Source organism: Hyphomicrobium sp. 802 (assembly GCF_000526135.1).
In the GTDB taxonomy this organism is placed as follows: Bacteria; Pseudomonadota; Alphaproteobacteria; order Rhizobiales; family Hyphomicrobiaceae; genus Hyphomicrobium_B.
The window spans coordinates 3,110,084-3,126,312 of record NZ_JAFM01000001.1 but is presented as its reverse complement, the minus strand read 5'-3'; the positions used below and the strand labels follow the sequence as shown (position 1 = coordinate 3,126,312).

Annotated in this window: 16 protein-coding genes; 11 read left to right on the top strand and 5 right to left on the bottom strand. The window is 61.7% G+C overall.

All coding sequences use genetic code 11. From position 1 onward, the window contains the following. Window positions 1–44: 44 nt before the first annotated feature. The 8 genes from nrdR to HYP802_RS0115910 all read left to right on the top strand — a co-directional run bounded on the left by nrdR (window position 45) and on the right by HYP802_RS0115910 (window position 7,115). Entirely contained in the window at window positions 45–572 is a 528-nt protein-coding gene (gene nrdR / locus HYP802_RS0115945) for a transcriptional regulator NrdR (RefSeq protein ID WP_013948389.1), read from the top strand. A gap of 5 nt (window positions 573–577) precedes the next feature. Next, window positions 578–1,702, top strand: coding sequence for a bifunctional diaminohydroxyphosphoribosylaminopyrimidine deaminase/5-amino-6-(5-phosphoribosylamino)uracil reductase RibD (gene ribD, locus HYP802_RS0115940; protein ID WP_013948388.1), 1,125 nt, complete (start codon window positions 578–580; stop codon window positions 1,700–1,702). 4 nt (window positions 1,703–1,706) lie between these two features. After that, entirely contained in the window at window positions 1,707–2,300 is a 594-nt protein-coding gene (locus HYP802_RS0115935; protein WP_013948387.1) for a riboflavin synthase, read from the top strand. After that, on the top strand, window positions 2,300–3,448 hold the full coding sequence (ribB, locus tag HYP802_RS0115930) for a 3,4-dihydroxy-2-butanone-4-phosphate synthase (protein WP_013948386.1): 1,149 nt from the start codon (window positions 2,300–2,302) through the stop codon (window positions 3,446–3,448). The genes HYP802_RS0115935 and ribB overlap by 1 nt, the downstream gene beginning before the upstream one ends. Before the next feature lie 8 nt (window positions 3,449–3,456). Further along, a complete protein-coding gene (gene ribH / locus HYP802_RS0115925; RefSeq protein WP_013948385.1) occupies window positions 3,457–3,960 on the top strand; it encodes a 6,7-dimethyl-8-ribityllumazine synthase in 504 nt (167 codons plus the stop codon). Then, the gene (nusB, locus tag HYP802_RS0115920) at window positions 3,957–4,460 is read left to right on the top strand and encodes a transcription antitermination factor NusB (RefSeq protein WP_013948384.1); all 504 of its coding nucleotides are present in this window, start codon (window positions 3,957–3,959) and stop codon (window positions 4,458–4,460) included. Before ribH ends, nusB begins: the two co-directional genes overlap by 4 nt. Before the next feature lie 36 nt (window positions 4,461–4,496). Next, complete coding sequence (gene thiL, locus HYP802_RS0115915; RefSeq protein WP_013948383.1) at window positions 4,497–5,528, top strand: thiamine-phosphate kinase; 1,032 nt, start codon at window positions 4,497–4,499, stop codon at window positions 5,526–5,528. A gap of 228 nt (window positions 5,529–5,756) precedes the next feature. Further along, complete coding sequence (locus HYP802_RS0115910) at window positions 5,757–7,115, top strand: L,D-transpeptidase family protein (protein ID WP_013948382.1); 1,359 nt, start codon at window positions 5,757–5,759, stop codon at window positions 7,113–7,115. Between the two features lie 112 nt (window positions 7,116–7,227). On the opposite strand, the gene HYP802_RS0115905 is transcribed toward HYP802_RS0115910, so the two are convergent. After that, a complete protein-coding gene (locus HYP802_RS0115905) occupies window positions 7,228–7,707 on the bottom strand; it encodes an Lrp/AsnC family transcriptional regulator (RefSeq protein ID WP_013948381.1) in 480 nt (159 codons plus the stop codon). A 141-nt stretch (window positions 7,708–7,848) separates the two neighbouring features. Between HYP802_RS0115905 and ald the strand changes: the two genes are divergently transcribed. The 3 genes from ald (at window position 7,849) to HYP802_RS23860 (ending at window position 10,036) form a co-directional block, all read left to right on the top strand. Beyond that, entirely contained in the window at window positions 7,849–8,973 is a 1,125-nt protein-coding gene (ald, locus tag HYP802_RS0115900; protein ID WP_024276120.1) for an alanine dehydrogenase, read from the top strand. Between the two features lie 285 nt (window positions 8,974–9,258). Continuing rightward, window positions 9,259–9,618, top strand: a complete 360-nt coding sequence (locus HYP802_RS0115895) for a hypothetical protein (protein ID WP_013948378.1) — start codon at window positions 9,259–9,261, stop codon at window positions 9,616–9,618. 178 nt (window positions 9,619–9,796) lie between these two features. After that, the gene (locus HYP802_RS23860) at window positions 9,797–10,036 is read left to right on the top strand and encodes a cysteine rich repeat-containing protein (RefSeq protein WP_157135437.1); all 240 of its coding nucleotides are present in this window, start codon (window positions 9,797–9,799) and stop codon (window positions 10,034–10,036) included. An 81-nt stretch (window positions 10,037–10,117) separates the two neighbouring features. On the opposite strand, the gene HYP802_RS0115885 is transcribed toward HYP802_RS23860, so the two are convergent. From HYP802_RS0115885 to gabT, 4 genes are all read right to left on the bottom strand, one after another. Beyond that, window positions 10,118–11,722 (bottom strand): globin-coupled sensor protein, encoded by a 1,605-nt coding sequence (locus tag HYP802_RS0115885; RefSeq protein ID WP_013948376.1) that lies wholly within the window; start codon window positions 11,720–11,722, stop codon window positions 10,118–10,120. Window positions 11,723–11,878: 156 nt separating this feature from the next. Next, the gene (locus HYP802_RS0115880; protein ID WP_013948375.1) at window positions 11,879–13,375 is read right to left on the bottom strand and encodes a CoA-acylating methylmalonate-semialdehyde dehydrogenase; all 1,497 of its coding nucleotides are present in this window, start codon (window positions 13,373–13,375) and stop codon (window positions 11,879–11,881) included. Window positions 13,376–13,455: 80 nt separating this feature from the next. Further along, window positions 13,456–14,778: an aspartate aminotransferase family protein gene (locus HYP802_RS0115875; protein WP_013948374.1), complete on the bottom strand. Its 1,323-nt coding sequence runs from the start codon at window positions 14,776–14,778 to the stop codon at window positions 13,456–13,458. Window positions 14,779–14,848: 70 nt separating this feature from the next. Continuing rightward, window positions 14,849–16,144: a 4-aminobutyrate--2-oxoglutarate transaminase gene (gene gabT, locus HYP802_RS0115870; RefSeq protein WP_013948373.1), complete on the bottom strand. Its 1,296-nt coding sequence runs from the start codon at window positions 16,142–16,144 to the stop codon at window positions 14,849–14,851. Window positions 16,145–16,229: the final 85 nt, after the last annotated feature.

The window sequence follows — 16,229 nt, the reverse complement described above, 5'->3', positions numbered from 1 at the left end:
CACCGTGCTATACGACGCACGTGTTGAATTAAGGAGCAATCGGGATGCGCTGTCCCTTCTGTGGAAGCGAGGATAGCCAGGTCAAGGATAGTCGGCCGTCGGACGAGAACTCCGCGATCAGGCGTCGGCGTATCTGTTCCGATTGCGGCGGTCGCTTCACGACGTTCGAACGCGTGCAGTTGCGCGAGCTGACGGTTGTCAAACGTTCCGGCCGCAAGGTTCTGTTCGATCGCGACAAGCTCTCGAAGTCGATCTCGGTCGCGATGCGCAAGCGCCCCATCGAGCCCGAACGCATCGACCGCTTGGTGTCGGGTCTCGTCCGCCAGCTCGAAAGCTCCGGCGAAACCGAAATTACCTCGGCCGAGATCGGAGAACTCGTCATGGCAGCCTTGCGCGGCCTCGATCCGGTCGCATATGTCCGCTTCGCATCCGTCTATCGCGACTTCCGCGATGCGGCGGATTTTCACGCCGTCCTACGCGAACTCGCGAGCGATACACACGATCCGCTCGATCTTAACGAACGGTTCGGTACGCCCGTGCTCGATGAGCTTGCCGCCGAGAAAAAGCACTAAGCCACATGTCGCGAGGAAAAAGTTCTGCGTTCGACGCCGAGATGATGGCGATTGCGCTGCGCATGGCCGAGCGCGGGCTTGGTGCGACCGCGCCTAATCCATCCGTCGGCGCTGTGATCGTCAATGAAGAAACCGGGGAAGTGATCGCGCGCGGCACGACGGCGCGCGGCGGCCGCCCGCACGCAGAACCTCAGGCGATCGCGCTCGCCGGCGATAAAGCCCGTGGCGCGACGATTTATGTGACGCTGGAGCCATGCTCGCATTATGGCCGTACTGCGCCATGCGCCGACGCCATTGTTGCCGCTGGATTGAAACGCTGCGTCGTCGCTATCGAAGATCCCGATCCGCGCGTAGCGGGCCGGGGGCTCAATCGTCTCCGCGATGCTGGCATCGAAGTCTTGCGCGGCGTCGGCGTGTCGGAAGCCCGCTGGATCACGCGCGGCCACATCGTCCGCATCACCGAGCGCCGCCCACTCGTCACTCTGAAACTCGCGCTCGATGCCAACGGCGAAATCGCGCGCGGCTCGGGCTCTGCGCCCGTCTGGGTCACGGGCGAACTAGCCCGCCGTCACGGCATGCTTCTGCGCAAGGAGTTTGACGCGATCCTCGTCGGCAGCGCCACGGTTCGGGACGACGATCCGGAGCTGACGTGCCGCCTGCCGGGCCTCATGGATCGCTCGCCGGTGCGCGTTGTGCTTTCGCGTTCGCTCGATCTGCCGCTCGCAGCCAAGCTCTTCAAAAGTGCTCGCGACGTTCCCGTCTGGCTGATGACGTCGGCGGCAAGCGACGCTGGGAAGAAACGCGCCATCGCCGACGGCGGCACGGAGGTTATCGACGTCGGCGTCGTCGGCGGCACGTTATGGCTGCCGTCGATCATGGAGGCGCTGGTCGCGCGCGGCATCACCCGCCTCCTGGTCGAAGGCGGCCCGGCAATCTGGCGCGGCTTCGCGGATGCAGCGCTGGCGGACGAGGTCGTGCTCTATATGGCGGGCAGCCCATCAGACGTTGCCGCCGACAGGGCCATGCGGCGGTGGGTCGGAGACCTTGGAATGACCGCAGTCGAACGACGGACAATCGGCACCGATACGATGTGGCGCTATCGTCGCCTTGCAGATAGGGAAGGACGCTGATCGCATGTTTACTGGATTGATCACCGATGTCGGCGAGGTCATAGCGCGCTCTGGCGGCTGCTTTACGCTGCGGACGGCCTATCCCCTGAAGCCGGAAGAAACAGGCCTTTCAATCTGCTGCAACGGCGTCTGCCTGACGGCGACGGACATCAGACCAATTTCGGCCGGTGCCGAATTTACCGTCGACGTCTCGAATGAAACTCTGGCCAAAACCACCCTCGACAGCTGGCAGCCTGGCCGCCGCGTCAATTTGGAACGGTCGCTCCGGGCGGGCGACGAGCTTGGCGGGCATATCGTCTCGGGGCACGTCGACGGCGTCGCCAAAATTATTTCAATTACCCCGGACGGTGACAGCAAACGCTTTCTTTTGGAAGCGCCCGAGCATCTTTCCCGCTATATAGCGCCCAAGGGTTCGGTCGCGTTGGACGGAACCTCGCTGACCGTCAATGAGGTTGCGGAAACCCGGTTCGGCGTCAATCTCATACCGCATACCTTGACGGTGACGACCTGGGGCGCGAAAACCCCCGGCGATCTGGTCAATCTGGAAGTGGATGTTTTCGCGCGCTACGTCGCGCGGCTGATGGAGTTTCGCCCCTAATGTCGGGTCCTTCAAACCTACGGACTGTGCGCAGCGACAGCGTCCTGTCGTCGATCGCGGAGATCATCGAAGACATGCAGAATGGCCGCATGGTCATTCTCGTCGATGCCGAAGATCGCGAGAACGAAGGCGATCTCATCATCCCGGCGCAGATGGCGACGCCCGATGCCATCAACTTCATGGCCAAGTACGGCCGTGGACTGGTCTGCCTGTCGCTGACGCAGACGCGCGCGACCGAACTCAATCTCGATTACATGGTCCGCCACAACGGCTCGCGCAATCGCACGGCTTTCACAGCGTCGATCGAAGCCCGCGAAGGCATCTCGACGGGCATCTCAGCGTTTGATCGCGCCCGCACCATCGCGACCGCCATTGATCCGACGAAAGGGGCAAACGACATCGTCTCGCCCGGTCACGTCTTCCCGCTGATCGCGCGCGAAGGTGGCGTTCTCGTCCGAGCCGGCCACACTGAAGCCTCGATCGATCTCGCCAAGCTTGCCGGGCTCAATCCGGCGGCCGTGATCTGCGAGATCATGAACGAGAACGGCACGATGGCGCGCCTTCCCGATCTGACAGCCTTCGCACAGTTCCATGGGCTGAAGATCGGTTCGATCGAAGATCTCATCGCTTATCGCCTGAAGAATGATCGCATCGTCAAGCGCGTCGCCCAGACGCCGGTGACGACGGCGGCCGGCGATTTCAATCTTGTCGTCTACGATACGACGGTCGAGCCCGGCGAACACTTGGCGCTGGTCAAGGGCGACCTTTCGAAGGGCGGCCCGGTTCTCGTGCGCGTGCATGCCGTCAATGTTCTCTCCGACGTCGTCGGCATCGACCAGCATTGCGAAGATGGCACCGCCATCGAGCAGGCGATGCGCGCTGTCGAAGCGGATGGCCGCGGCGTCATCGTTTTGATCCGCGATCTTCGTCCGAAGTCCGTTTCCGAATGGATTTCGCGTCGGTCGACGCCGGGCGCGGTGGCGGATGCGAGCAAGGAGCGCCGTCAGGTTGAAATCGGTATCGGTTCGCAAATTCTTGCCGATCTCGGCGTCAAGGACATGGTGCTTTTGACGACGTCCCCGCAACATGTGTACGTGGGCCTCGAGGCGTTCGGGCTGCGTGTCACCGGAACACGGAAAATCGAGTAGCCCGAGCCATGGTTCAGAAAACGCCAGCAGCGCCGCACGATGACAAGGGCGCCGGCCAGATTCGCGCCCACGTCCTCCTGATCGAAGCGCGCTTCTATGAAGATATTGCCGATCTGCTGATCGAAGGCGCCATAGCCGAATGCGCCAAGCGCGGTGTCACGTTCGAGCGGGTTGCCGTTCCGGGTGCGCTTGAAATTCCGCAGGTGCTTGCTGCTGCCGCCGAAGCGCGCGCAGCCGGCCGCGCCACCTTTGACGGCGCCATCGCTTTGGGCTGTGTCATTCGAGGCGAAACGGGCCACTATGACATCGTCTGCAACAACGCCAATCACTGGCTGATGGATGTCGCGATGAAGCAGTGCATTCCCGTCGGCAATGCTATCCTCACCGTCGAAACGCGCGCTCAGGCACTGGCGCGCGCCGAAGGCGGCATCAACGGCAAAGGCGGCGATGCCATGCGCGCGTGCCTCCGCCTCATCGAGACGAAACGCGCATTCTGGGACGTGCAGGTATGACGGCCAAGGGCAAACCAAAGGTCGGAGAAATAACGCCGCGCACGGCTGCGCGCATTTCGGCTGTCCAGGCACTCTATCAGATGGATGTCGCGGGCACGGACGTAAACGACGTCATCGCCGAGTTCATCGAGCAGCATTTCGAAGGCGACAATCGCAACGAGACGCTGGCGACCGCAGATCGCGTTTTCTTCGCCGACATCCTGCGCGCAGTGATCCGTCGGCAGCGCGAGATTGATCCGATGATCGATGAGCAGCTCGCAGCCGGTTGGCGGCTCGTACGCGTCGATTCGATCCTGCGCGCCATTCTCCGTGCGGGCGTCGCCGAAATTCTCGACCGCAGTGACGTTCCCGCGCGCGTCGCCATCAGTGAATATGTCAACGTCGCGCATACCTTCTTCGACGAGGAAGAGCCACGCGTCGTCAATGGTATCCTGGACAAACTAGCGCGGCGCGTTCGCGGCCACGAATTCGTTTCAAAGCGCGTGACGCCGTCGTCCTGAGACGTCTCGCCCGCAGCCAAGCGTTGGGTTGAGAGCATGCCGCCAGCGCCGTCGAAAATGTCTGCCTCGGGCAATCGGATCGCGAACGAAACCGATCTGATCCAGACCTACCTCGCACCGCTGACGCGCGGCGCGCCGGGCGCATTTGAACTGCGCGACGACGCCGCGCTGATTGCGCCAGAGCCCGAAACCGATCTCGTCTTCACGAGTGATCCGATCATCGCGGGCGTGCATTTCTTTCCGACGGACAACCCTGCCGACATTGCGTGGAAGGCGCTCGCCGTCAACGCCTCCGATCTCGCCGCTAAGGGCGCGAAGCCCATTGCCTACATGCTGAACCTCGCGCTCCCCGAGCCGCCGACGCGGGAATGGATAAGCAACTTTGCGAATGGCCTGCACGCCGCGCAAGATCGCTTCGGCTGTCATCTGATCGGCGGCGATACCGACATGACGCCCGGTCCGCTTTCGATTGGCGTGACGATCATCGGAGCGGTGCCGACGGGCAAATTCGTTCGTCGCCAGGGCGCGGCATCGGGCGACCACGTGTTCGTCACTGGTACAGTCGGGGATTCCGCGCTGGGCCTGCGCGTTCATGCCGATCCCGCGGCGTTCCCGCACCTGACGGCCGATGAGCGCGCCTTTCTCGAAGACCGCTACTTGCGCCCGACGCCGCGGCTGGCGCTCGGCGAAGCGCTGCGCGCCCACGCATCCGCCGCGCTCGACATCTCGGATGGCCTGATGAAAGATCTGGCCCGGCTTGCGGGCAGCCTGGGGTTGAGGCTTGATTTCGATCTCATACCTTTGTCCAAGGCCGCAGCCTCGGCGCGGGCACATGATCCAGCCGTCGCTGAAACGATCCTCGGCGGTGGCGACGATTACGAATTGCTGGTCGCGGTACCCCCGGCGGCGATCGCGGATTTCAGAAATGCGGCGCAAGCCGCAGGCATCGCCGTGAGTGACCTTGGTGCACTCGACGCGAACATTTCGCTGCAGATCGTCGATGCAGACGGAACCCCGATCGCGATTGAGCGGTTTGGATACGACCATTTTTCCCGATCGGCGCCGTAGCAACACCCGGCCCGCCTGCGCGCGGCATGTATGCCACATCGCATCAGCTTTCGCAGCCAGATCGAGACGGAAACGGCTTGGAAACGCGTCACTGTTTGGCCATATGCGTGATGACAGGTAAGTGGCTGAAATAGCACGACGGCGGCGGTTGAGGGCGGTGTGCGGCTGCAAGCCGGCCGGGTGCGTATTATTTATCGTGCGCGTCGAGAGGTAGCCGGACAAGCGGGGATGAAAGATTTGATTTCGACAACGCGGTTTGGGGCTTCTGTTGTCAGAGCTGCGGTGCTTGGCGCCGTCGTTGCGTTCGCCCAATTCGTCCCAAGCTTCGTGACGACCGGCCACGCCCAAAGCCTATGGGAGCAGCTGCAGCGAAACTACGGCGCCGATACGAGCACCAACAGCGCGCCGATTGACCGCGCGCCTCAGCGGCTCGACGATCTGCGGCCGGACTCGACGCCCTGGCGCAGCGACACGATGCTGAATGCGATTTCCGCGGCCATCGAACACTATCAGCAGATCGTCAACGCTGGCGGCTGGCCGTTGGTCCCGCCCGGCCGCATGATGCGCGAGGGCGACGACGACGACCGCGTGCCGATCCTGCGCAAGCGTCTTCGCATCACTGGCGATCTCTCCAGCAAAAGCACCTATTACGACTCGACGACGTTCGATTCCGAGCTGACCGATGCCGTGAAGCATTTTCAGAAGCGCAACGGCTTACGCGAAACGGGTCGCATCGAGCGCTCTGTCTATCCGGTTTTGAACATCACGGCCGAGCAGCGCCTCGCTGAGCTGAAGCTCAACTACGATCGCATCAAGGGCCTGATGCAGAACGTCGAGGAGCGCTACGTCCTCGTCAACATCCCGGCGTTCCAGGCTGAAGCCGTCGACAAGTTCGAGGTGCAGCTGCGTTTCCGCACTATTGTCGGCCGCCCCGAGCGCGAAACCCCCGAAGTTGCGGCGATGATCCGGAACATCAATTTCTATCCATACTGGCACGTGCCGCAGAGCATCGCGACGCTGGACCTTATTCCGCGCCTCAAGAAAGAGCCGGGCTACCTCTCCGATGAAGGCATCCGCGTCTATACGGGTAATGGCCAAGAGCTTGATCCGAAAACCGTCGATTGGTCGTCGCCGCAGACGGCAACGTATCGCTTCCGGCAAGACCCCGGCGCGAAGAACGCTCTCGGTCTGCTGCGTCTCGATATGACGAACCAGTACGGCGTCTACATGCACGATACGCCGATGAAGACGCTGTTCGACCAGCGCAGCCGTCCCTTCAGCGCTGGGTGCGTGCGCGTGCAGAATGTCGTCGATCTGGCGGATTGGATCGCGCACAACGAGCCGGGCTGGGGAGAGCCGGGCAGCGTCCGCAAGCAGCTCGCCCTCGGCCAGCCGATGGAGCTGAAGCTGACGCGTCCCGTGCCTGTTCATTTCGTCTACATCACGGCTTGGGCCGAGCCCTCGACCGGTGAAGTGCAATTCCGCCAGGACATTTACGGCCGCGACGGCTCGGCGCTGAAGTCCGGCTACGAACGTGACGACGGCGACGCCCCCAACGCCGCCTCCGCTGCAGCGCTCGCGCCTTGATCTAATTGCTTCGTCCTCGGCCGAGCACGCCATAGGCGTGTCGAAGGCGGGGATCAGGCACAAAAATTACTTTGCAATATTGGGCCTTCGGCGCATCTCACGCTGGATCTTCTCAGCGCAGCAGGCTGGACACCGGCAGCGAGCGGCTCGCGACTTCGCGCAGTACAAAGCTCGAGTGCAGCCGCGACACGCCCGGCAGCCGTGAGAGCTGCTCCTTATGGATGCGTTCGAAATCCGCTAGATCGCGCGCCAGCACCGTGATGAGATAATCGTCCTGCCCCGACATCATGTAGCAGGACACGATCGAGGGCGCCGCCGCGGCTGCCTTCTCGAAGGCCTCCAGCAGTTCCTGGCTTTGGCTTTCGAGGCTGATCTGGACCACGGCCATCATGCTGAGCCCCAGGGCCTTGCGGTTGACCCGCGCCTGGTAGCCGTCGATCACTCCGGACTGTTCGAGCGCCTTGATCCGCCGCGCGATGGCCGTCGGCGATAGAGGAACACGCTCAGCGAGGTCGACTTGGCTCTGACGGCCGTCAACCAGAAGGGCCGCCAAGATGGCCTTATCCAGCGCATCCAAAGGAACTTCAGCCATTTTTCTGCGCCTATCCCGCCATTTTCGCAGATTTTCATCAAAAACGCTGTTGAGCACAACAAAAATCGCAGAGTAACAGCCGCGGGCCTGTGTCAACCTACACTGTAGAAGATCGGAAGCTGCGCTTTACAGGAGCGGATCATGCGCATCGGTGTTCCCACGGAAATTAAGAGCGATGAGTTTCGGGTCGGCCTAGTGCCGGGTTCGGTTCGCGAACTGGCAGCTCGCGGCCACGAAGTGATCGTTCAGTCGGGTGCCGGTGCCGGCATTTTCGCCGACGATGCGGCCTACGAAAAGGCGGGCGCCCGCATCGTCAAATCGGCCGAAGAAGTTTTCTTCGACTCCCAGATGATCGTGAAGGTCAAGGAGCCGCAGAAGGTCGAGTGGAAGCGCCTCAAACCCGATCAGATCCTGTTCACCTATTTGCATCTCGCTCCCGATGCGCAGCAGGCCATCGGCCTGATGGAATCGGGCGCGACGGCCATCGCTTACGAGACGGTCACCGACGCCAACGGCTCGCTGCCGCTTCTGGCGCCGATGAGCGAAGTTGCTGGCCGTCTTTCGATTGAAGCCGCGGCTCAGGCCCTGCGTCGCCCCACCGGCGGACGCGGCGTTCTGATGGGCGGCGTCCCGGGTGTGAAGCCCGCAAAGGTCGTTGTACTCGGCGGCGGGGTCGTCGGTACGCATGCAGCGCGGATGGCGGCCGGCCTCGGTGCCGACGTATCGATCATTGACCGGTCGCTTCCACGTCTGCGCCAGCTCGATGAGCTGTTTGAAGGTCGCGTGCGTACGCTCGCTTCGACGATGGAAACGATCGAGACCGAAGTTCTCGCCGCAGACGTCGTTGTCGGCGCGGTGCTTGTCGCTGGCGCGAGCGCGCCGAAGCTCGTCAATCGTGCGATGTTGAAAGACATGAAGAAGGGCGCCGTGCTCGTTGACGTGGCGATCGATCAAGGCGGCTGCTTCGAAACGTCGAAGCCGACGACGCACGCGCATCCGACGTTCGAGGTCGACGGCATCATTCACTACTGCGTCGCCAACATGCCGGGCGCTGTGCCCGTCACGTCGGCTCAGGCATTGAACAACGCAACGCTGCCATTCGTGATGAAACTCGCAGAGCAGGAGCTTGCAGCATTCGATCGCGATCCCCATCTCGCAGCAGGATTGAACGTCAAAGGCGGCCGTATCATGCACTCTGTAGTTGCTGCGTCGCTGGGCTTTGACACGGTAGAAGGCAGCCGGAACTTTCGTCACGCTGCTGAGTAGTTAGAACATCGAACCCCCGTGCCGCCGCATCCCTCACCGGCGGTGACCAGCCGGTCGCTTCTTCCCCCCGGAGCGACCGGCTTTCTTTTTTGTAATTTTGTAATTCACCGCAGCTTCATCGCGAAGAGAGTGTACTGCGCTCATCGCCTTCGAAATGTCGCGAAGCGAGTCCATCGTATTCGGTAACGAATCATCAGGACTTATGATCATTTCGGGGCAAGCGACGGATCTCTTCCGTCCACCGCGTTAGGCGGATCAGACACTTCGTTACGGTGGAAACGTAATATGACGAAATTCAAAAAAGTTATCGCTTCTTCTCTCATTGCCGCCACCATGACGGCGACTTTTGCTGCGACTGAGCAAGCTGCTGCCGCGCCGTTCGGAACCGGCGTTCCGGCGCTTTCGAAAGACGCTGGCGCCGTCACCCACGTTTATTGGCGCGGTCACGGCGGATGGGGCTGGGGCCCCGGCGCTCTCGTCGGCGGCCTTATCGGCGGCGCAATCATCGCAGCCGCTATTTCCGAGCATCGCGCCGCACCGCGCGACATGGATCGCTGCGCGCGTGACTTCCCCGACTTCAGCTATCGCACGGGCACCTATATCGACCGCCGCGGCGTCGAACGCGTCTGCCCCTATCTCCGCTAAATCAGATATTCGGCAGTGATGCTGAATGAGCGACTGTGCGCTTTCCTTAAAGGAAGGCGCACAGCGCGGGACGTGCGCCGCTAGCGAGGCGGTGCGTGCAGGATCTCATGTGCTTCGCGCGCTCGGTTTCTCCGGCCTTTCGAAGATCATTGTCCATAACGATCAGCAAGGAGATGGTATGAGATTTTTGTTGGTGTTCGCCGCTGCCGCAACGCTGGGTTCTGCGGCATCTCTGGCAGCCGATAGCGCCACGCCTCCCAACGGCGGCAAAGGTGCCTGCAGGGCCGACATCCAGAAATTCTGCACGAGCGTTCCACACGAGAAGAGCAAGATACGCGGCTGCCTGACGGAGCATCAGGCTGACCTTTCCGATACGTGCAAACAGCGCGTGGCAGCGTGGGCCGCAAAGGCCAAGTGACCGTTACCGATTTTGCAATTACGGCGGCGCCCGATCCCAAGGATCGCGGCGCCGCTTCTGTGTTCGTTCGGGTTTGTACGCTCAGCCGACGACACGGAGTCGCGCGCTCTTTGCGACGGCGTGAGCGGAATCAGACGTCTTGAATGCCGTGGCGAGAGATTTGAGATCGCTCGTTTCCGAAGCCAGCACGTTTGTCGACGACGTCAGCTCTTCGGCCATCGCCGCATTCTCTTGCGTGTCGTGATCCATCGTCGCGACGGCGCTGCTGACTTCGGCAAGCGCGGATGCCTGCTCTTGTGCTCCCGCCGCGATCTCGGCCATGACCGTGTTCACCTGTGTGACGGCTTTGGCAATCTCTCCAAACACATGTCCGGTGCTCGTCACCAGCCTCACGCCATCGCTGACATTTTGCTGCGCCGTCGAAATCAGATCTTTGATCTCGCGCGCCGACTCCGCCGACCGCTGTGCGAGCGCGCGCACTTCCGATGCCACGACCGCGAAGCCGCGGCCATGCTCGCCCGCACGGGCGGCTTCGACGCCCGCATTGAGTGCCAGCAGGTTCGTCTGGAACGCGATATCGTCGATGACGCTGATGATATGCCCGATCTGCTTCGATGAACTTTCGATTTTCGACACGGCCTCGATCGCCTCGTCGACGATCTTTCCGCCATCGGACGCCTGGCTGCTGGCGCGCGTTATGATGTCCTGCATGCTGGTCGTCGAGGTCGCCGTGCTTTGCACCGAGACGGCGGTTTCTTCGAGTGCCGCCGCCGACTCTTCGAGAGAGGCGGCCGTGGTCTGGGCTCGCCGCGAAAGGTTCTCGGACGCCGCGAGGATCTGCTCGGTCGCTGCCGTAATGCCGCTGATGCGCTGTAGAACGACCTGCAAGGCTTGATCGAGCTGACCGCTCGCCGAATTAAAATCATCGCGCACGCGTTCGAACTGTGGCGGCAACGCCGTGCCGATGCGGTACGACAGGTTCTGTTTGGCAAGCTCTGAGAGGCCCGACGTGATTGCATCGAGGACGTGAGCACGCTCGGCCGCAACCTCTTCTTCAACACGCAGGCGATCCGCGTCAGCTTCCTGCTGGCGCTTCGCGGCCTCGGCCTGCGCTTGGTGGTGCTCCGCCTCGGCCTTGAGGCGCGCATGTTCAGCCGCCTCGATGTACGTCGAAATGGAGAAGTCCATGTCGAGCATTGCCGCTTTCGTCAGTGCGGCGAGCTTGCCGAGAAGGTTCTGATGCGTCGTCTGCTGATTGAAGGAGAAAAGGCTCTTCGGCTTGCTCTCCTCGATGATCGCCGCAAAGAGATGTTCAAGCAGCAGCGTGTAGCCGCCGATGTACCATCGCGGCTCAAGCCCGATCCTGGCGTGTGTTTGGCCGATGCGGCGAACATTGCCGACATACGTCTCATCGATCTTGCCTGCGCTTATCGCGCCCCAGTGACCGAGCTGAGCGGACTTGGCGCGCGCGATATGCGCGTCGTCAGCGAAGAAGCGCTTGAGTTCCGGCGTGGCTTTGATCTTCGCATAGAATTTATCGAGAGCGACGGGGAGATGCCGCATGAGAAGCGGCTTGAGGTCGCGAAGCTGCGAGGTCGTAAGCTCATCCAGCTCCAGGAAAGAAAGGCGGCCGTCGAGATCGGCGCCGGAATTTGCCGGGTGAGGGGTCTTAGCAGGTTGGTGCATTGGCAAAGGATCTCGCGAACTTGAGTTCATGCTGCGATGAACTAAGGACGCAGGGCTTGTGCCAGCCTTAAAGTCAGGAAGAAATTTCTGATGTGCCGCAGTACTTTAGAATAAGGAGGAAGTGAGCGGGCTCATCTGCCGCTCACTCATCCAATTTTACTTCAGGCTCGGAAAATTAAACTCCGCACCCTTGCGGATGCCGGCCGGCCAGCGCGCCGTAACTGTCTTGAGACGCGTGTAGAAGTGCACGCCTTCCGGTCCGTAAATCGCGTGATCCCCGAACAGCGAGCGCTTCCAGCCGCCGAACGAGTGATAGGCAACCGGCACCGGCAGCGGCACGTTGATGCCGACCATGCCGACCTCGATCTTGTCTGCGAACGCGCGTGCCGTATCGCCGTCGCGCGTGAAGATCGCGGTACCGTTGCCATATTCGTGCGTGTTGATGAGATCGGCGGCTTCATCGTAGTTCTTCGCGCGCACGACCGAGAGCACCGGCCCGAAAATTTCTTCGCGATAGATCGTCATGTCGCGCGTGACGTTGTCGAACAATGTGCCGCCGAGAAAGAATCCGTTCTCGTAGCCCTGTAGCGTCAGTCCGCGACCATCGACGACGAGCTTCGCACCTTCCGCGACGCCCTTGTCGATCAGCGAGGTGATCTTGCGCTTCGCGTCTGCCGTGACAACCGGGCCCATCTCCGATTCAGGGTCCGTCGCCGGGCCGACTTTCAGCGCGCGCACGCGCGGTGCCAGAGCCTCGACGAGCTTGTCGGCCGTCTTCTCGCCAACCGGAACCGCAACCGAGATCGCCATGCAGCGCTCGCCAGCGGAACCATAGCCTGCGCCCATCAGCGCATCGACCGCCTGGTCCATGTCGGCGTCGGGCATCACGATCATATGGTTCTTGGCGCCGCCGAGTGCCTGCACGCGCTTGCCGTTCGCCGTGCCGCGGCCATAGATGTACTGTGCAACGGGCGTTGAGCCGACGAAGGAGACGGCGGCGATATCGGGATGATCGAGAATCGCATCGACGATCGTCTTGTCGCCGTGCACGACGTTGAACACGCCGTCCGGCAGACCGGCTTGCTGGAACAGCTCCCAGATCAGCATCGGTGCCGACGGATCGCGCTCGGACGGCTTCAGGATGAAAGCATTGCCGCACGCAATCGCGACGGGGAACATCCACATCGGCACCATGGCGGGGAAGTTGAAGGGCGTGATACCCGCAACGACGCCAAGCGGCTGCCGGTCTGACCAGCTATCGATATCTGGGCCGACGTTGCGGCTGAATTCGCCCTTCAAAAGGTGCGGAATCCCGCAGGCGAAATCGACGACATCGATGCCGCGCGCCAGCTCACCGAGCGAGTCGGCATGTGTCTTGCCGTGTTCGCGTGAAATCGCGCGTGCGATCTCGTCGGCGTTCTTTTCCAGTAGCTCCTTGAACTTGAAAAGCGGACGCACGCGCTTCATCGGCGGCGTCGTGCCCCAGGTCAGTGCGGCTTTCTTCGCGGCAGAGACGGCGGCGTTGAGATCGTCGACTTTCGACAGCGGCAGGCGCGCAACTTCTTCGCCAGTCGCCGGATTGAAGACAGCCTGCGTGCGCTCGGCGTGAGCAGGTGAGCGGCGCCCGTTGATGGCGTTCTCGATCATGTGCATTGGGAAAGGAATCCTCGTTTTGACTTTCGTCATCCTCGAACACGAGAGCGCAGCGATCGCGTTCGGGGATGACAAGTGAATTAGTTCGTCTCCTTCAGCACCTTCGTGAAGGTGTCGAACAACTGGTCGATCTCGGACTTCGAAATGACGAGCGGCGGCGACAGCGCGATGATGTCGCCCGTCTGGCGAACCAGAATACCGGCCTCGAATGCCTTGACGAAACGGTCGAACGCCCGCTTGCCGGGCTGCTCCGGATCGGGCGCGAACTCGACCGCGCCGATGAGGCCGATGTTGCGCACATCGATGATATGCGGCAGGCCCTTCAGCGCGTGGACGCGTTCTTCCCAGTAGGGTGCCAGCTCTGCGGCGCGCGTCAGCAGACCTTCTTCCGCATAGGTGTCGAGCGTGCCGATGGCGGCTGCCGCGGCGACTGGATGGCCCGAATACGTATAGCCGTGGAAGAAGTCGATCATCCAATCAGGGCCGTTCATGAAGGCGTCGTGGATGTGCGATTTGACGAACACGGCGCCCATCGGAATCGTACCGTTCGTCACGCCCTTCGCCGTCGTGATGATATCCGGCGAGATCCCAAAGTAGTCCGAACCGAACGGCACGCCGAGACGGCCGAAGCCCGTGATGACTTCGTCGGCGATCAGCAGAATGTCGTGCTTCTTGGCGATGGCTTCGAGGCGCTTCAGATATCCCTTCGGCGGGATCAGCACGCCTGTCGAGCACGCAACCGGCTCGACGATGACAGCGGCGATCGTCGAAGCGTCATGCAGCGCAACGAGGCGTTCCAGATCGTCCGCAAGCTCCGCTCCGTGCTCCGGCTCGCCGCGCGTGAAAGCGTTCTTCGCCAGATCGTGCGTGTGCCGCATATGATCAACGCCTGCGACAAGCGCACCGAACATCTTGCGGTTGGGGCCGATGCCGCCGACCGACATGCCGCCGAAGTTGACACCATGATAGCCGCGTTCGCGGCCGATCAGGCGCACCTTGGTGCCGTTGCCCTTGGCGCGATGATAGGCGATCGCCATCTTCAGTGCCGTCTCGACCGACTCCGAACCGGAGTTGGTGAAGAACACATGATCGAAGCCCTTCGGCGCGATGGCCGTCAGCCGGTTCGCAGCCTCGAAGGCCTTGTTATGGCCCATCTGGAACGTGCCTGCGAAGTCAAGCGTATCGACCTGGGCTTTGATCGCTTCGGCAATCTTCGGACGGCAGTGTCCGGCGTTTACGCACCAGAGACCCGATGTGCCGTCGAGCACCTTGCGCCCATCGTTCGTCACATAATGCATGTCCTTGGCGCCGACGAAGAGCCGCGGATTCGCCTTGAACTGCTTGTTGGCGGTAAACGGCATCCAGAAGGATGCGAGGTCGTTGGGCTTGATCTGTACATTCATAAGATGAGTCCTTTGTTTGCTCTCAGCGATACCCGTGCGGGGCGCCGGTCGCCGGGAGCGAGTCCAAATATCAAGCGACCTTGGCGACGGCGTCGGTGAGTGCCGATTCGAACACGTCCATGCCCTCGCGAACGAGTTCGTCGCTGGCAGTCAGCGGGACCAGGAAGCGAATGACGTTTCCGTACGTGCCGCACGAAAGAAGAATGAGGCCGCGGTCGCTCGCCGCTTTGAGCAATGCGCTCGTCAATTCCGGCGCCGGTTCACCGCTCGCCTTGTCTTTCACAAGCTCGACCGCGCACATGGCGCCGAGGCCGCGGACGTCGCCGATGCAGTTGAGGTTCGAATTGGCCTGCAACGCCGAGCAGCGATCCATGATGATCTTGCCGATTGCGGTGGCGCGGTCGCAGAGCTTCTCGTCGTGAATGACGTCGAGCACGGCATGGGCCGACGCGCACGCGACCGGATTGCCTGCATAAGTGCCGCCGAGGCCGCCGGGATTGGAAGCATCCATGACATCCGCGCGGCCGACGATCGCCGACAGAGGCATGCCGCCTGCGAGGCCCTTCGCCATTGTGACGACGTCGGCCTTCACGCCGAAATGCTCCATCGCGAACATCTTGCCAGTACGTGCAAAGCCCGTCTGGATTTCATCCGCGATCAGCAGAATACCATGGTCGTCGCAAAGCTCGCGCAGCGCGACCATGAATTCCTTCGGCACGATATTGAAGCCGCCTTCGCCTTGCACCGGCTCGATGACGATACCGGCGATGTTCGACGGATCGACCGAATGCTTGAACAGCGATTTCAGGCTGCGAATGCTTTGCCCGGTGCTGCCACCGTGGAAGACGTTCGGGAATTCGACATTATAGACATCCGGCGGAAACGGTCCGTAGCCCTTCTTGTAAGGCACGACCTTGCCCGTCAGGGCCATGCCCATCAGCGTGCGGCCGTGGAAGCCGCCTGCAAACGAAACGATGCCGGGACGTCCGGTGAACGCACGCGCCACTTTGACGGCGTTCTCGACGGCTTCAGCACCCGTTGATGCCAGCATCGTCTTGGCCGGACCGGCGATTGGCGCAATGGCGTTGAGCCGTTCCGCCAGGCTCACATAGTTTTCGTATGGCGTCACCTGGAAGCAGACGTGACTGAAAGCCTTGAGCTGCTCCTCAATGGCCTTGATGAGGCGAGGATGCTGATGGCCCGTGTTGACGACCGCGATGCCCGCGCCGAAATCAATATAGCGCTTGCCGTCCTCGCTCCAGATCTCGGCGTTCTTCGCGGTCTTGGCAAAGATTTGCGTCACGTTTCCGACGCCGCGTGGAATAGCAGCGACGCGACGGGCCTGAAGCTCGGCTGAGGTAGCCATGGACGATCCTTCGTGGTTCGATGGGTGAGCGAAAGAGGGTTCAATGCTTTTTCGGCGGAGCATTAATCGAAATGCCCCGCCGAAA

What these genes read in the sequence shown, in the direction of transcription:
- nrdR (WP_013948389.1), top strand. Translation starts at nt 45, where the DNA reads ATGCGCTGTCCCTTCTGTGGAAGCGAGGATAGCCAGGTCAAGGATAGT.
- ribD (WP_013948388.1), top strand. Translation starts at nt 578, where the DNA reads ATGTCGCGAGGAAAAAGTTCTGCGTTCGACGCCGAGATGATGGCGATT.
- HYP802_RS0115935 (WP_013948387.1), top strand. Translation starts at nt 1,707, where the DNA reads ATGTTTACTGGATTGATCACCGATGTCGGCGAGGTCATAGCGCGCTCT.
- ribB (WP_013948386.1), top strand. Translation starts at nt 2,300, where the DNA reads ATGTCGGGTCCTTCAAACCTACGGACTGTGCGCAGCGACAGCGTCCTG.
- ribH (WP_013948385.1), top strand. Translation starts at nt 3,457, where the DNA reads ATGGTTCAGAAAACGCCAGCAGCGCCGCACGATGACAAGGGCGCCGGC.
- nusB (WP_013948384.1), top strand. Translation starts at nt 3,957, where the DNA reads ATGACGGCCAAGGGCAAACCAAAGGTCGGAGAAATAACGCCGCGCACG.
- thiL (WP_013948383.1), top strand. Translation starts at nt 4,497, where the DNA reads ATGCCGCCAGCGCCGTCGAAAATGTCTGCCTCGGGCAATCGGATCGCG.
- HYP802_RS0115910 (WP_013948382.1), top strand. Translation starts at nt 5,757, where the DNA reads ATGAAAGATTTGATTTCGACAACGCGGTTTGGGGCTTCTGTTGTCAGA.
- HYP802_RS0115905 (WP_013948381.1), bottom strand. Translation starts at nt 7,707, where the DNA reads ATGGCTGAAGTTCCTTTGGATGCGCTGGATAAGGCCATCTTGGCGGCC.
- ald (WP_024276120.1), top strand. Translation starts at nt 7,849, where the DNA reads ATGCGCATCGGTGTTCCCACGGAAATTAAGAGCGATGAGTTTCGGGTC.
- HYP802_RS0115895 (WP_013948378.1), top strand. Translation starts at nt 9,259, where the DNA reads ATGACGAAATTCAAAAAAGTTATCGCTTCTTCTCTCATTGCCGCCACC.
- HYP802_RS23860 (WP_157135437.1), top strand. Translation starts at nt 9,797, where the DNA reads ATGAGATTTTTGTTGGTGTTCGCCGCTGCCGCAACGCTGGGTTCTGCG.
- HYP802_RS0115885 (WP_013948376.1), bottom strand. Translation starts at nt 11,722, where the DNA reads ATGCACCAACCTGCTAAGACCCCTCACCCGGCAAATTCCGGCGCCGAT.
- HYP802_RS0115880 (WP_013948375.1), bottom strand. Translation starts at nt 13,375, where the DNA reads ATGCACATGATCGAGAACGCCATCAACGGGCGCCGCTCACCTGCTCAC.
- HYP802_RS0115875 (WP_013948374.1), bottom strand. Translation starts at nt 14,778, where the DNA reads ATGAATGTACAGATCAAGCCCAACGACCTCGCATCCTTCTGGATGCCG.
- gabT (WP_013948373.1), bottom strand. Translation starts at nt 16,144, where the DNA reads ATGGCTACCTCAGCCGAGCTTCAGGCCCGTCGCGTCGCTGCTATTCCA.